This is a genomic window from Sandarakinorhabdus sp. DWP1-3-1 (genome assembly GCF_049896705.1).
Classification (GTDB): Bacteria; Pseudomonadota; Alphaproteobacteria; order Sphingomonadales; family Sphingomonadaceae; genus Sandarakinorhabdus.
This window is the reverse complement of the sequence record NZ_JAFCUV010000001.1, coordinates 949,647-964,507: the sequence shown is the minus strand read 5'-3', so window position 1 is coordinate 964,507 and position 14,861 is coordinate 949,647. Positions and strand designations below refer to the sequence as shown.

General features: G+C 68.9%; 13 protein-coding genes and 1 tRNA gene. 7 read left to right on the top strand and 7 right to left on the bottom strand.

Annotation, left to right across the window (positions count from 1 at the left end; all coding sequences use genetic code 11):
* The first annotated feature begins 30 nt into the window (after positions 1 to 30).
* Complete coding sequence (locus ACP7AI_RS04530; protein WP_426164575.1) at positions 31 to 534, top strand: PEPxxWA-CTERM sorting domain-containing protein; 504 nt, start codon at positions 31 to 33, stop codon at positions 532 to 534.
* Here ACP7AI_RS04530 and queE read toward each other — a convergent pair whose 3' ends face one another.
* From queE to ACP7AI_RS04505, 5 genes are all read right to left on the bottom strand, one after another.
* The gene (gene queE, locus ACP7AI_RS04525) at positions 535 to 1,167 is read right to left on the bottom strand and encodes a 7-carboxy-7-deazaguanine synthase (protein WP_426164573.1); all 633 of its coding nucleotides are present in this window, start codon (positions 1,165 to 1,167) and stop codon (positions 535 to 537) included. It abuts the gene before it with no gap.
* The gene (gene queC / locus ACP7AI_RS04520; RefSeq protein WP_426164571.1) at positions 1,164 to 1,826 is read right to left on the bottom strand and encodes a 7-cyano-7-deazaguanine synthase QueC; all 663 of its coding nucleotides are present in this window, start codon (positions 1,824 to 1,826) and stop codon (positions 1,164 to 1,166) included. Before queC ends, queE begins: the two co-directional genes overlap by 4 nt.
* On the bottom strand, positions 1,823 to 2,725 hold the full coding sequence (locus ACP7AI_RS04515; RefSeq protein ID WP_426164569.1) for an Hsp33 family molecular chaperone HslO: 903 nt from the start codon (positions 2,723 to 2,725) through the stop codon (positions 1,823 to 1,825). The genes queC and ACP7AI_RS04515 overlap by 4 nt, the downstream gene beginning before the upstream one ends.
* Positions 2,722 to 3,651, bottom strand: coding sequence for an ornithine carbamoyltransferase (gene argF / locus ACP7AI_RS04510; protein WP_426164567.1), 930 nt, complete (start codon positions 3,649 to 3,651; stop codon positions 2,722 to 2,724). The genes ACP7AI_RS04515 and argF overlap by 4 nt, the downstream gene beginning before the upstream one ends.
* A gap of 125 nt (positions 3,652 to 3,776) precedes the next feature.
* Entirely contained in the window at positions 3,777 to 4,964 is a 1,188-nt protein-coding gene (locus tag ACP7AI_RS04505; RefSeq protein ID WP_426164565.1) for an aspartate aminotransferase family protein, read from the bottom strand.
* A 187-nt stretch (positions 4,965 to 5,151) separates the two neighbouring features.
* Between ACP7AI_RS04505 and ACP7AI_RS04500 the strand changes: the two genes are divergently transcribed.
* From ACP7AI_RS04500 to ACP7AI_RS04475, 6 genes are all read left to right on the top strand, one after another.
* Positions 5,152 to 6,444: a homoserine dehydrogenase gene (locus tag ACP7AI_RS04500; RefSeq protein WP_426164563.1), complete on the top strand. Its 1,293-nt coding sequence runs from the start codon at positions 5,152 to 5,154 to the stop codon at positions 6,442 to 6,444.
* A gap of 62 nt (positions 6,445 to 6,506) precedes the next feature.
* Positions 6,507 to 7,508: a class II fructose-bisphosphatase gene (glpX, locus tag ACP7AI_RS04495; protein WP_426164561.1), complete on the top strand. Its 1,002-nt coding sequence runs from the start codon at positions 6,507 to 6,509 to the stop codon at positions 7,506 to 7,508.
* A 4-nt stretch (positions 7,509 to 7,512) separates the two neighbouring features.
* Positions 7,513 to 9,294 (top strand): single-stranded-DNA-specific exonuclease RecJ, encoded by a 1,782-nt coding sequence (gene recJ / locus ACP7AI_RS04490; RefSeq protein ID WP_426164559.1) that lies wholly within the window; start codon positions 7,513 to 7,515, stop codon positions 9,292 to 9,294.
* Between the two features lie 143 nt (positions 9,295 to 9,437).
* Positions 9,438 to 9,513, top strand: a tRNA-Glu gene (locus ACP7AI_RS04485).
* 100 nt (positions 9,514 to 9,613) lie between these two features.
* Positions 9,614 to 10,687 carry a DNA polymerase IV gene (gene dinB / locus ACP7AI_RS04480; protein ID WP_426164557.1) on the top strand — a complete coding sequence of 358 codons (1,074 nt, stop codon included), beginning with the start codon at positions 9,614 to 9,616 and terminating at the stop codon, positions 10,685 to 10,687.
* Positions 10,688 to 10,729: 42 nt separating this feature from the next.
* Complete coding sequence (locus tag ACP7AI_RS04475; protein ID WP_426164555.1) at positions 10,730 to 12,424, top strand: amidohydrolase; 1,695 nt, start codon at positions 10,730 to 10,732, stop codon at positions 12,422 to 12,424.
* Position 12,425: 1 nt separating this feature from the next.
* On the opposite strand, the gene ACP7AI_RS04470 is transcribed toward ACP7AI_RS04475, so the two are convergent.
* Together ACP7AI_RS04470 and ACP7AI_RS04465 are read right to left on the bottom strand one after the other, a co-directional pair.
* Positions 12,426 to 13,565, bottom strand: coding sequence for an FAD-dependent monooxygenase (locus ACP7AI_RS04470; RefSeq protein ID WP_426166554.1), 1,140 nt, complete (start codon positions 13,563 to 13,565; stop codon positions 12,426 to 12,428).
* Between the two features lie 11 nt (positions 13,566 to 13,576).
* The gene (locus ACP7AI_RS04465) at positions 13,577 to 14,785 is read right to left on the bottom strand and encodes an LL-diaminopimelate aminotransferase (RefSeq protein ID WP_426164553.1); all 1,209 of its coding nucleotides are present in this window, start codon (positions 14,783 to 14,785) and stop codon (positions 13,577 to 13,579) included.
* Positions 14,786 to 14,861: the final 76 nt, after the last annotated feature.

The window sequence follows — 14,861 nt, the reverse complement described above, 5'->3', positions numbered from 1 at the left end:
CGGCGTGGTCCTCATGCCGGGGGTGCCCGTATGCGTATGTTGCTTGCCGCGGTCGCGATCGCCATGGCCGGAATCGCGGCGCCAGCCGCCGCGACGACCCTGTTGTTCCTCATTTCGGGGCCGGTCGAGGCGGCGTTCAACATTGATACCACCGCGCCTGCCGTGATCGACGAACGCCATGTCGAGTTCATCGGCGTGCCCGGCTATTTCAACGGTGAGGACGACATCGCCGATGTGCGTTTCCACGCGGTCCACGACGATCCGACGCTGCCGGCGCTGTCGATCTTCCGGGCCAACGGCGGCAGTTTCAACCTGTTCGGCGACCAGCTCTTCGCCGGGTCGGCCCGGGCTGCCCGTTTCACGCCCGGCGACTTCCTGCTCGCCAGCCTCGACCACGACGACCCCGTGCTGCTGTCGATCATCGGCGAAGACGGCATTTCTGGCACCGTACCCGAGCCGGCGAGCTGGGCCTTGCTGACGCTGGGCTTCGGCCTTGTGGGCGCGCAGCTGCGGCGGCGCGCCATCGCCGCCTGATCAGGCGATCCCGACGACCTTGTGGGTCTGTACGCCCAGCCGCCACTGCGGGTGGTCGAGGCAATAGGCGATCGCCGCCCGGGTGTTCTCGGCGCGCGCCGGGCCATCCATCGGCTGCAGGAAGAAATGCTGGAAATCGAGGTCGGCGAAGCGCTCGGGCATCGCCAGCGGCTGCGGATAGACGAGCTTCAGCTCCTGGCCGCGGGTCAGGACCAGCGGCGCCGCCGCCTTGGGGCTGACGCAGATCCAGTCGATGCCAGACGGCGGGACCTGGGTGCCGTTGCTCTCGATGGCGATCTCGAAACCGCGCACGTGCAGCGCCTCGACCAGCGCGGCATCGAGCTGCAGCAGCGGCTCGCCGCCGGTGCAGACCACCAGGCGATGCGCGGCCGGCGTGCCCCAGCAGTCGCTCACCGCCGCCGCCAGCGTCGCCGCATCGACGAACTTGCCGCCGCCTGGGCCATCGGTGCCGACGAAATCGGTGTCGCAGAAGCTGCAGACGGCGGTGGCACGGTCCTGTTCGCGGCCCGTCCACAAATTGCAGCCGGCAAAGCGCAGGAACACCGCGCGCCGCCCGGTCTGCGCGCCTTCACCCTGCAGGGTGAGAAACAGTTCCTTGACGGCGTAGGTCACAGCGCCGGGTCCGCTACGCCTGCCTCCGCGAACCCCTTCGCCCGCAGCCGGCAGCTGTCGCACTCCCCGCACGGCGTTCCCGCCGGTGTCGGGTCGTAGCAGCTCCAGGTCAGTTCGATCGGCGCCCCGACGGCGGCGGCCGCGCGCACGATATCGGCCTTGGTCATCGCCGCCAGCGGGGTGTGGACCTTGAACTGTTCGCCCTCGACCCCGGCCTTCGTCGCGGCGTTGGCCATCATCTCGAACGCCGCGATGAATTCCGGCCGGCAGTCGGGATAACCCGAATAATCGAGCGCATTGACCCCGATGAACAGATCGCGCGCGCCCGCCGCCTCGGCCCAGCCCAGCGCCACCGACAGGAAGATGGTGTTGCGCGCCGGCACATAGGTCACCGGGATACCCGGCTCGACGCCGCTCTTCGGCACATCGATGTCCGCTGTCAGCGCCGATCCGCCGAAACCGCGCAGGTCGAGCGGCAGGGTGATATGCCGCTCCGCCCCCAGCGCCGCGGCGACGCGCGCCGCATGCGTCAGCTCGATGCGATGCCGCTGGTTGTAATCGATGGTCAGCGCCAGCAGGCGAAAGCCATCGGCCCGCGCCATCGCCGCCACCGTCGTCGAATCGAGCCCGCCCGACAGCAGGACGACAGCCGTCTTCATGCCGCGATCCGCCACACCCGGGCGCAGAACTGGCAATCGACTCCGATCATGCCATCGGCACCGCGCATGTCGGCGCGCTCGGCCTCTGGAAAACGCTCGATGACGTCCTTGATGTGCGCCAGCGAGCAGCGGCAACCTCGCGTCGGCGTCGGCCCCGGGGTCAGCCGCACCTCCTCCTCATGGAACAGCCGCCACAGCAGGGCTTCCTCGGTCAGGTCGGGGCTGTTCAGCTCGTCGGCGGTCACCGTCGCGGCCAGGGTCCGCATATGCTGCCAGTCCTCGGGCTCCGGCGTGCCGTCATCCTCGGCGAACAGCCGCGCCCGGCCTTCCTCGCCGCGCGGCAGATATTGCAGCAGCAGCCCGCCGGCGCTGTAGCCGGTCAAGGTATTGCCGGCGACGGCGGTGCGGATCAGCGTCGGCAGCTGTTCCGAAGCGCGGAAATACTGCTCGATGGCGTCAGCGATGCTGTCGCCCTCCAGCGGCACGATGCCCTGGTAACGCTCGCTGGCGTCGGTCTGGTCGAGCGTGATCGCGAGGTGCCCGGTGCCGAACATCGTCGCCAGATCGCCCGCCGGCGTATCGGGCTCACCGCGCAGATAGCCGCGCAGCTGCCCGGCGTTATAATCGCAGACCAACAGGCTGACCGGGCCGTCGGATTGCGCCTGCAGCGTCAGGCCGCCGCCGTTCTCGCGCAGCGTCGCACCGAGCATGGCGGTGACGACCAGCGCCTCCCCCAGCAACTGCGCCAGCGCCGGCGGATAGTCATGCGCGGCCAGGATCGCGGTGATCGAGGCGTCGAGGCGTATGACGCGGCCCCGGACATCGCGCGCCGGCACGGCAAAGCTGAGCACACGGTCGCGGATCGGCGCCAGGCCTTCGCGGATGGGGGTATCGGTCACAGTCTGTCCAGGCACCAGAGCAGGATCGCCTTCTGGACGTGCAGACGGTTTTCCGCCTCGTCCCAGATCAGCGAGCGCGGGCCGTCGATGACGTCAGCGGTCACTTCTTCGCCGCGATGGGCGGGCAGGCAGTGGAGGAACAGCGCCTCCGGGCCGGCCTTGGCCATCAGCGCCTCGGTGACCTGGAACGGCATCATCGCCGCGAGTTTTTCCTTGCTGTCGGCCTGGCCCATCGAGATCCAGGTGTCGGTGACGACGACATCGGCGCCCTCCACGGCGGCCGTGGCGGAACGGACGATATCGATGGCGCCGCCGCGGGCGCAGGCGGTCGCCATCACGGCGGCATCCGGATCATAGCCGTGCGGCACGCCGAGCCGCAGGTCGAAGCCCAGCACCGATGCCGCCTCGATCAGCGAATTGGCCATGTTGTTGCCGTCGCCAAGGTACGACCAGCAGCTGCCCGCCACCGGTCGGCCGCTGCGTTCCTCATAGGTCATGATGTCGGCGAGCACCTGGCAGGGGTGGCTGATGTCGGTCAGGCCGTTCACCACCGGCACGCTGGCAGCGGCGGCGAGCGCCTCCAGCGTCTGGTGGACATTGGACCGCAGCATGATGACATCGACCATGCGGCTGAGCACCCGGGCGGTGTCGGCGACGGGCTCGCCGCGGCCCAATTGCATGTCGCCGGCGCTGGTGACGATGCTGCTGCCGCCCAGCTGCCGCGCCGCCATGTCGAAGCTGAAGCGGGTGCGGGTGCTCGGCTTTTCAAAGATCATCGCCAGCACATGGCCGGCCATCGGCGCATCGGCATCGACCTGGCCTTTCGACCAGCCGGCACGCGCCGCCTTGCGCCGGTGCGCCTCGTCGAGAATGGCGCGCAGGCCCGGCGCCCTGGCGCTGGCGAGATCGAGGAAATGCGGCATCAACTATACCTGGCTCCCCTCCCGCGTGCGGGAGGGGCTGGGGGTGGGGGACTCAGGGGGTCGAGGGAAGCCTTGCCGAATACTTCCCCACCCCCGACCCCTCCCGCAGGCGGGAGGGGCGATGATGCTCAGGCAGCAACCGCCGGTTCATAGGCCCGCGCCGCCGCCGACAATTTGTCGACGCACTCGCGAATATGATGTTCCTCGATGATCAGCGGCGGCAGCAGGCGGACGACATTGTCGCCGGCCGCGACCAGCAAGATGCCGTGGCTGCGGGCATGATTGACGAAGGCACGGCTGTCGGACTTCATCTTCAGGCCCATCATCAGCCCCATGCCGCGGACACTGTCGAACAGATGGTCGTGGTTGGGGATCATCTGTTCCAGCGCGGCGCGCAGCCGCGTCGCCATCTCGTTGACATGGGCGAGGAACGACGGCTCGGTGACGACATCGAGCACCGCCTCGCACGCCGCCATGGCGAGCGGATTGCCGCCATAGGTGCTGCCATGGGTGCCGACGACCATGCCCGATGCGGCATGTTCGGTGGCGAGGCAGGCGCCGACCGGGAAACCGCCGCCGATACCCTTGGCGATCGCCATGATGTCGGGGGTGACGCCATATTGTTCATGGGCGAACAGCGTGCCGGTGCGGGCGACGCCGCACTGCACCTCGTCGAGGATCAACAGGAGCCCGTGCTCGTCGCACAGGTCGCGCAGGCCCTGGAGGAACGCCTGCGTCGCCGGCCGAATGCCGCCTTCACCCTGGATCGGTTCGATCAATATGCCGCCGATCGACGGATCGATGGCGGCCTTCACCGCCTCCAGGTCCCCGAACGGCAGCACATGGAACCAGTCGGGCAGGGGCTCGAAGCCCTTCCTGAGCTTTTCCTGGTCGGTCGCCGAGATGGTGGCGAGGGTGCGGCCGTGAAAAGCGTTCGAAAAGGTGAGGATGCGATAGCGTTCGGGATGGCCGGCGGCATAGTGATGGGCGCGACATGTCTTGATCGAGCACTCAAGCGCTTCTGCCCCGGAATTGGTGAAAAACACCGTGTCGGCGAAGGTCAGATCGACCAGCCGCTGTGCCAGATTGGCCTGCGCCGGCACCTTGTAGAGGTTCGACGTGTGCATCAGCGTCGCCGCCTGCTTCTGGATCGCGCCGACAAGGTGCGGATGGCTGTGGCCGAGCAGGTTCACCGCAATGCCGCTGGCGAAATCGAGCCACTCGCGGCCTTCGGCGTCGTAAAGATAACAGCCATCCCCGCGCACCGGCTCGACCTCGCAGCGGCCATAGACGGGCATCAGGGCGGTGATGGTCATGTTCTCTACTCCGTGCGGCATCATCAGCGGATACCGGCGACGCATGAAGGGCAACGCAAAAAGGCGGCCCTGAGCGACCGCCTCGCTGCCGGATATAGCGAGTTGTGACGGGTGTCTCAACCCCGCACCCTTGCGCTTTGCCGCCCGGACCGCAAAGACGGCGCCACAGACGCACCGGGAGCCCATCATGTCGCCACCACTTCGCATCGGCATCGCCGGCCTGGGCACGGTCGGCGCGGGCGTCGCGAAGCTGCTGGCCGACAATGCCGAGCTCATTGCCCGCCGCGCCGGCCGCCCGATCACCGTCAGCGCGGTGTCCGCCCGCGATCGCAACCGCAACCGCGGCGTCGACCTCGGCAACTATGCCTGGGTCGATGACGCTACGGAACTCGCCGGCCGCGACGATGTCGACGTGGTTGTCGAGTTGATCGGCGGTTCCGACGGTCCCGCGCTCACCCTGGCGCGGCGCACGATCGCTGCCGGCAAGGCGTTCGTCACCGCCAACAAGGCCATGCTCGCCCACCACGGCCTCGACCTCGCCGCCGCCGCGGAGGGCGCCGGCGCGCCGCTGAAGTATGAAGCGGCGGTCGCCGGCGGCATTCCGGTCATCAAGGGCCTCAGCGAAGGCATGGCGGCCAACCGCATCGCCCGCGTCTATGGCCTGCTCAACGGTACCTGCAACTACATCCTCAGCCGCATGGAGGCCGAGCGACTCGACTTCGCCGTCGTCCTCGCCGAGGCCCAGGCCGCCGGCTATGCCGAGGCCGACCCCAGTTTCGACATCGACGGCATCGACACCGCGCACAAATTGTCGATCCTCGCGGCGCTGGCCTTTGGCGCACGCATCGACTTCGACGGTGTGGCGACCGAGGGCATCCGCGCCGTCGAACTCGCCGACATCGACCAGGCCCGGGCGCTGGGCTTCCGCATCAAGCTCGTCGGCCTTGCCGAACACGACGGCGGCACCCTGTTCCAGCGCGTCCATGCGGCGCTGGTGCCGCTCGATCACCCGCTCGCCGCTGCCTCGGGCGCGCTCAACGCTGTTGCCGCCGAGGGTGATTTCGTCGGCCGGCTGTTCTTCCAGGGCCGCGGGGCAGGCGAGGGACCGACCGCCAGCGCCGTCGTCGCCGACCTGATCGACATCGCCCGCGGCATCACCGGGCCCGCCTTCGGCATGCCGGTCGCCAGCCTGGCGCCATTGCCGCGTGCCGATGCCGCCAGCCGGCGCGGCCGCTATTACCTGCGGCTGACCGTTACCGACCGCCCGGGCGTGCTGGCGGAACTGACCGCGGCGCTGCGCGATCATGGCGTGTCGATCGAAAGCCTGATCCAGCGCGGTCATGCGGCCAGCGGCGACGCCATGGTGGTGATGGTCACCCATGTCGCCAGCGAGGCCGAAGTGCTCGCCAGCCTGGCCCAGATGGCCGGCAGCGATGCCGTCACCGGGCCGCCGGTGATGATGCACATTCTGGACTTCTGACCTTTCATCCCCACGGTAAACCGCCTAGACCCGCCCGGATATCGCAGTTTTCCGGAGCGCATATGTCCTCAATCGCCAGCAGTTCGATCCTCGACCGTGTCCTGGTGCTCGAAATGGTGCGCGTCACCGAGAACGCCGCCATTGCCTGCTCCAAGCTGATCGGCCGCGGCGATGAAAAGGCCGCCGATGCCGCCGCCGTGGAGGCCATGCGCGACGCCCTCAACCAGCTCGATTTCGACGGCACTGTGGTCATCGGTGAAGGCGAACGTGACGAGGCACCGATGCTGTTCATCGGCGAAAAGGTCGGTCGGGGCCATCTCGAGACCGGGGTCGGCACCGGTCCGCGCATTGATATCGCCCTCGATCCGCTGGAAGGCACGACGATCACCGCCAAGGCCGGCCCCAATGCCCTCGCCGTGTTGGCGATCGCCGAGGAAGGCGGGCTGTTGAATGCCCCCGATACGTACATGGACAAGATCGCCGTCGGCCCCGGCTACCCCGCCGGCGTCATCGATTTGCGCAAGTCGGCGACCGAAAATGTGCGCTCGGTGGCCGCGGCCAAGGGTGTCGAGCCTCATGAACTGATGGTCTGCGTGCTCGATCGGCCCCGCCACGAGGCGCTCATCGCCGAACTGCGCGGGCTCGGCTGCGGCATCATGCTGATCCCCGACGGCGATGTCGCCGGCGTGATCGCCACCACCAATCCCGATACCGGCATCGACCTCTACATCGGCAGCGGCGGCGCCCCCGAAGGCGTGCTGGCGGCGGCGGCTTTGCGCTGCGTCGGCGGCCAGATGCAGGGCAAGCTGGTGTTTCGCAACGAGGATGAGAAAGGCCGTGCAAGGCGCTGGGGGATCAAGGATCTCGACCGCGTCTACAATCTCGAGGACCTGGCCTCGGGCGATGTCATCTTCGCCGCGACGGGCGTCACCGACGGCTCGCTGCTGAAAGGCGTCAAGCGCCGCCGCGACGGCGTCATCACCACCCAGTCGGTGGTCATGCGCGCCTCCTCGGGCACCATCCGCTGGGTCGATGGCGAACACCGCGCCCATCGCCACGCCTGAGGCCATGCAGAGCGTATTTGGCGTCAACGCGTCGCTGCTCGGCCAACCCTGGCGCTGGCGTGGCAATGTGCTGCCGGGCAGCGACGTTGACGGCCGCAGCGCCATGGATGGCCGCGGCGCCGACGAACTGCTGCACCACCTGTTCCGCGCCCGCGGTGCGAACCCGGATGATTTCGCCCGGCTGAAGGTGCCAACGCTGCGCGACTGGCTGCCCGATCCGGCGATCTTCCAGGACATGGAGCGCGCCGCCGCCCGCCTCGCCGACGCCATCGCCGCCGGCGAAGCCATCATCGTCTATGGCGATTATGATGTGGATGGAGCAACTTCCGCCGCCGTCCTCATCCGTTACCTGAGGATGGTCGGCGCCACCGTCGGCCATTACATCCCCGACCGGCTGCTCGAAGGCTATGGCCCCTCGGCCGACGCCCTGATGGCGCTGAAGGATGCCGGCGCCGACCTGGTCGTCACCGTGGATTGCGGCACGCAGGGCTTCGAGGCGCTCGCCGCCGCCCGCGCCGCCGGTCTCGATGTCATCGTCGTCGACCATCACAAGGCCGCCACCGCGCTGCCGGTCGCCCATGCGCTGGTCAACCCCAACCGTCTCGATGAATGCGATGCGGCGGCCGCGCACGGCCATCTCGCGGCGGTCGGTGTCGCCTTCCTCCTCGCCGTCGCGCTCAACCGGCTGCTGCGCCAGCGCGGCGCCTTCGCAACCCGGCCAGAGCCGAAGCTGACGGAACTGCTCGATATCGTCGCGCTCGGGACCGTCGCCGATGTGGTGCCGCTGACCGGGCTTAACCGGGCCTTCGTGACCCAGGGCCTGAAGGTCATGCGCAACCGGCGCAATCCCGGCATCGCGGCGCTGCTCGATGTTGCCGGTGTGCTGCGCGCGCCGCAGTGCCGCGACCTCGGATTTGCGTTGGGGCCGCGCGTCAACGCCGGCGGCCGCGTCGGCAAGTCCGATCTCGGCGTGCGGCTGCTCACCACCGACGACCCCGCCGAGGCGCTGGCGCTGGCGCAGGAGCTCGACCGGCTGAACGTCGAGCGGCGCAGCATCGAGGCCGAGGTCACCGAAGCGGCGCTGGCGCTCGCCGACCGCGACAGCAACATGGCGGTTGCGGTGATCGCCGGTGAAGGCTGGCATCCCGGCGTCATCGGCATCGTCGCTTCGCGGCTGAAGGAACGCCTGCACCGGCCGACGATCGTCATCGCCATCCAGCCCGACGGCACCGGCAAGGGTTCGGGCCGCTCGATGCCCGGCGTCGACCTTGGCGCCGCGGTGCTGGCGGCGAAGGATCATGGCCTGCTGATCGCCGGCGGCGGCCATGCGATGGCCGCCGGGTTGACGGTCGCCGGCCACAAGATCGACGCGCTGGCGGCTTTTCTCAACGAGCGGCTGTCGGGCGCCGTCGACACCGCCGCCACCGGCCGCGCCCTCCACTGCGACGCCGCCGTGGCACCGCGCGGCGTCTGCCTGGCGCTGGTCGAAACGCTCGATGTCGCCGGGCCCTATGGTCAGGGCTGGTCGGCACCGCGGGTCGCCTCGGGGCCCTGGGTCGCCGTCGATTGTCGCATCGTCGGCGAGTATCACGTCAAGCTGATGCTGTCGGGAGCCGACGGCGCGCGCTGCAAGGCGATCGCCTTTCGCCAGGCCGACACGGCGCTGGGCGCGGCGCTCGCCGGCGCCCGCGGCCGCGCCTTCTACATCGCCGGTCGCATCAAGCGTGACGACTGGAAGGGCGAGCCCAGCGCCGAGATCGAGATCGACGATATCGCCTGGGCATGATTCGAACCCGGGGGTCGGGCATGGTGCGAGCCAGATCCAGGCAATTTGCGAGCGCGTGCGCCACAGCGATGCGACATTCGCGCGGCATCGCAACCAAATGCTTGACGCCAACCGCTGTCGCCTTTAGCAGCCGCTCTCCCGCTGGTCCCTTCGTCTAGCGGTCTAGGACGTCGCCCTTTCACGGCGAAAACACGGGTTCGATTCCCGTAGGGATCACCACCGCCTCGGCGGCGCCGCGCGGCAGCTGCCGCGGGGATGAAAAGTCGCCGGGTTTCATTACCAGCGCCGGCTTTCGCGGCTATCATCGGCGAGAACCGTCGTGACCATCCGCAAGATCATCCACATCGACATGGACGCGTTCTACGCCTCCGTCGAACAGCGCGACGCGCCTGACCTGCGCGGGCGCCCGGTCGCCGTCGGCAGCGCCCAGGCGCGTGGCGTCGTGGCGGCCGCAAGCTATGAGGCGCGGGCGTTCGGCGTGCGGTCGGCCATGGCCTCCGTCACGGCACTGCGGCGCTGCCCGACGCTGGTCTTCGTGCCGCCGCGCTTCGATATCTATCGCGCCGTGTCGCAGCAGATTCGCGCCATCTTCGCCGATTACACCGACCTCATCGAGCCGCTGTCACTGGACGAGGCCTATCTCGATGTGACTGATGACCGCCGCGGCATCGGTTCGGCGACCGCCATCGCAAGCGAGATCCGCGCCCGCATCCGCGCCGACACCGGGCTCACCGCGTCCGCCGGGGTGTCGTACAACAAGTTCATCGCCAAGCTGGCGTCGGACCAGAACAAGCCCGACGGGCTGTGTGTCATCCGCCCCGCGCAGGGGCCGGCGTTCGTCGCGGCGTTGCCGGTCAAGCGCTTCCACGGTGTCGGGCCGGTCACGGCGGCGCGCATGGAGCGTCTGGGCATCTTGACCGGCGCCGATCTGAAGGCGCGCGACCTCGACGAGCTCACCCGCCATTTCGGCAGCAGCGCCGGCTATTTCCACCGCGCCGCGCATGGCGACGACGATCGCCCGGTGCGCCCCGACCGGCCGCTGAAATCCGTCGGCGCCGAACGCACCTTCGATACCGACCTTAGCGAGCCCGCCGACCTGGTGGCGGCGCTCGACACGGTCATCGATGCCGCCTGGACGCGCATCGCCCGCGCCGGCGCGCGCGGACGCACAGTGACGCTCAAGGCAAAGTTCGCCGATTTCCGCAGCATTGCCCGTTCCCGCACGCTGCCGCAGCCGATCGCCGACCGCGCTGGCCTCGCCGACACCGGCCGCGGCCTGTTGCAGGCGCTGCTGCCGGTCCAACTCGGCATCCGCCTGCTCGGCCTGACGCTGTCGGGTCTCGACGACGGCCGGGCCCCGACCACGCAGCCCCCGCTGGATTTCGGCGACTGAACCGGCATTATGGGGAGGCGGAGCCGGCATGGGGGCAGTCTGATGCGGATCGATACCAATCGCCGGCAGTTGATGGGGGCGGGCCTCGCCGGGCTGGCCGCGCCGGCGCTGGCGGCGGCCGGCGACGATCGCGGTGCCGACCTCGTCGTCCACAACGCCGTCGTCCATACCGTCGATGCCGCCGCGCCGCGGGCGACGGCCTTTGCCGTCCGCGACGGCCGCTTCCTGCGCATCGGCAGCGATGCCGCCGCCCGGGCGCTGGCGGGCAAGGGCACGCAGATCGTCGATGCCAAGGGGATGACCATCGTTCCGGGCTTCATCGACTGCCACAACCATGCCAGCGGCGACGTGCTGCTGTACGAGGTGCTGGTCGGCAACCCGTTCGAGGTCGAGGTCGTCACCATCGCGAGCATCATCGAGAAATTGCGCGCCCGCGCCGCCAGGACACCACCCGGTCACTGGGTCGACGGCTTTTTCTACGACGATACCAAGGTCAAGGACGGCCGACTGCTCACCGTCGCCGATCTCGACCAGGTGTCGCGCGACCATCCGGTGGCGGTGCACCACCGCGGCGGCCATACGGCGTTCTACAACAGCACGGCGCTGCAACTCGCCGGCATTACACGCGCCACGCCGAACCCCGCCGGCGGCACCTTCGACCGCGATGCCGACGGCGCGCTGAACGGCCGTGTCACCGATCTCGCCATGAACGTGTTCGACTCCGTCGGGCAGCGGCCGCAGTTCACCCCGGCGCAGGAGGCCGAGCGGGCGCGCGCCGCAGCGGCGCATATTTCAAAGGCATTCGTCCGCTATGGCCTGACCAGCGTCCACCACGAAGGCGGCGACCTGGCCGCGCTGCAGGCGATCCGGGCGCGCGGCGACTTGCTGCACCGTGTCAGCTACGAGGCCTATCCGCCGTTTCTCGACGCGATGATCGCCGGCGGGCTGCAGACCGGCTTCGGCGACGACTGGATCAGGCTCGGCGCCACCGCGGAACATACCATCGATGGATCTTTCTCCGAGCGCACCCTGGCGCGCAGCACGCCCTATGCCGGGCGCACGCCGGCCTATTACGGCAATGTCACCACGACACAGGAGGCGCTCGACGCCTGGGTGGAAAGGGTCCATCGCGCCGGCATCCAGGTCAACTGCCACGCCAATGGCGATGTCGCGATCGCCATGCTGCTGACGGCGGTGGAGCGGGCGCAGCGGCTGTTCCCCGTCGCCGATGCCCAGCCCAAGATCACCCATTGCACGCTGGTCAACGCCGACCTGGTGCGCCGCATCAAGGCAGCGGGCGCGATCCCGGCGCCGTTCACCAGCTATGCCTATTACAACCCAGACAAGTTCAGATATTACGGCGAGGACCTCATGCAGCATTGCATGGCATTCCGCTCCTTCCTCGACGCCGGCATCCCGGCCTGCGCCGGATCCGACTATGATCCAGGCCCGTTTTCGCCGCTGATGGGCATGCAGGGCATGGTGACTCGCACCGGCTGGAACGGCGAGACCTGGGGCGCCAACCAGCGCGTGACGGTGGCGGAGGCGCTGCGCATCAACACGCTCAACGGCGCCCACGCCTCCCGCGAGGAAACCATCAAGGGCTCGATCACCGCCGGCAAGCTCGCCGATTTCGTGATGCTGTCGGACGATCCGCACACGGTCGCGCCGGACCGGATCAAGGACATCAAGGTGGTGCGGACCGTGACCGGCGGGCGGACCGTTTACGACGCCTAGGCTAGACCCCCGCCGCCACCGGATCATAGGCCATGATCGCCGGATCGCCGACCGGCGCACTGGCGCCGTCGAAGGTGTCGGGATCGAGCGACTGGGTGACCTTGCCCTGGATGATCGATTTGGCGTGGAGCAGCGCGGTACGCGGGCCACGGGCGGCCTCGTAGCGGGCAAAGGCGTCCTCCACGGCAGCTTCCCGGGAAAAGGCCGCCGCAAGCGCCCAGCCGTCCTCGATCGCCATGGCGGCGCCCATGCCGAGGAAGGGCAGCATGGCGTGGGCCGCGTCGCCGAGCAGGGTCACCCGCCCGCGTGACCAGCGCGGCAGCACGGCGCGGTCGTACAGGCCCCATTTGATGCTGCTGGCCGCACAGCCGATCAGGCCGATGACATCGGGGTGCCAGCCGGCGAATGCCGCCAGCAATTCGTCGCGCGTTGCCGGGATCGACCAGCCTTCGCCGGCCCATGCAGTGGTTTCGACGATCCCGGCGCAGTTGACGACGCTGCCGCCGCACATGGTGTAGCGGTTGAAGGTTCGCTGCGGCCCCATGAAGATGACGCTGCGGCCAAGGCCCATGAACGGCGCGGCCTCTGCGGCCGGCACCAGGAAACGATAGGCGACATGGTCGGTGAAGCGCGGTGCATCGCGCGGCCACAGCAGCTCGCGCACCGCCGAGCGGACGCCATCGGCGCCGACCAATGCCGCGCCCTGCGCGGTGCTGCCATCGGCAAAGCGCGCCGTCACCCGATCTCCGCCTTCGTCGATGCCGACCGGCGCATGGCCGGTGGCGACAGTCACCTCGAGGTCTGCGAGCGCCGCCAGCAGCACCGCCTGCAGATCGGCGCGATAGATATGGCGGACGATGTCGGCGACGCCATCGTCGGGCGTGCCGTCGCCGCTGTCGAAGCCCCCCATCAGCAGCCGCGCCGTGCGGTAATGGACGAACGGCAGCGCACCCGCCGGACACGCCCGCGCCGCCACCGCCGCCTGCAGCCCGAGCGCCCGGAACACCGATTGCGCGCCGCGGCCGAGCGTCAGCCCGGCACCGACCTCGCCCAGCGCCGTCGCGGCCTCGTGCACCTCGACGGCAAAGCCCCGCTGCCGCAGCGCGATCGCCGCGGTCAACCCGCCAAGGCCGGCGCCGATGACGAGGATGGTCAGCCGGCGGTCCGCGCCGGGGTGTTGACGCCCATCGACTGCAGGTACTTCCGCACGTTGCGCGCCGCCTGGCGCAGTCGCTGCTCGTTCTCGACCATGGCGATGCGGACAAAGCCTTCGCCGTCCTCGCCATAACCGACGCCCGGTGCCACGGCGACGCCGGCGTGGGTCAGCAACTGCTTGGAAAACTCCAGGCTGCCGAGATGCGCCAGCGCCGGGGGCAGGGGGGCCCAGCAGAACATGCTGGCGCGCGGGGAAGGGATGTCCCAGCCGGCGCGGCCGAAGCTTTCCACCAGCACGTCGCGGCGGCGCTGATACAGCAGGCGGTTGGCCTCCACGATATCCTGCGGGCCGTTGATGGCGGCGACCGCAGCGGCCTGGATCGGCGTGAACGCGCCATAGTCGAGGTAGGATTTCACACGGGTCAGCGCGCCGATCAGCGTCTTGTTGCCGACCGCAAAGCCGATCCGCCAGCCGGCCATCGAGTAAGTCTTCGACATCGATGTGAACTCGATCGCCACGTCCTTGGCGCCGGGCACCTGCAGGATCGACGGCGTGGGCTTGCCGTCGAAATAGATCTCCGAATAGGCGAGGTCGGACAGCACCCAGAGCTGGTGCTTTTTCGCGAACGCCACGACGCGCTCGTAGAATGCCAGGTCCACCGTCTCGGCGGTTGGGTTCGACGGATAGCCCATGACCAGCACCGACGGCTTTGGCACGGTAAAGCGCATCGCCCGTTCCAGCGATTCGAAATAGCGTTCGTCGGGCGTCGTCGGCACGCTGCGGATGGTGGCGCCGGCGATGATGAAGCCGAAGGTGTGGATCGGGTAGCTCGGGTTCGGCGCCAGCACGACATCGCCCGGCGCGGTGATCGCCTGGGCCAGGTTGGCAAGCCCTTCCTTCGACCCCAGGGTCACGACGACCTCGGTTTCCGGGTCGACATCGACGCCGAAGCGGCGGCCGTAATAGCCGGCCTGGGCGCGCCTAAGCCCGGGAATGCCCTTCGATGCCGAATAGCCATGGGCATCGGGCTTGGCCGCGACCTCGCACAGCTTGGCGATGACATGCGGCGGCGGCGGCAGGTCGGGATTGCCCATGCCGAGATCGATGATGTCGTCGCCGCGGGCACGGGCGGCCGCCCGCATGCCGTTGACTTCGGCGATGACATAGGGGGGCAGGCGCTTGATGCGATAGAAATCTTCGGACATCGTCTGGGCTCTCGACAATCTGGTACGGGCTTAACGCACCCGGGTCATAACACAAAACAGAGCGGGCGAGGGCACC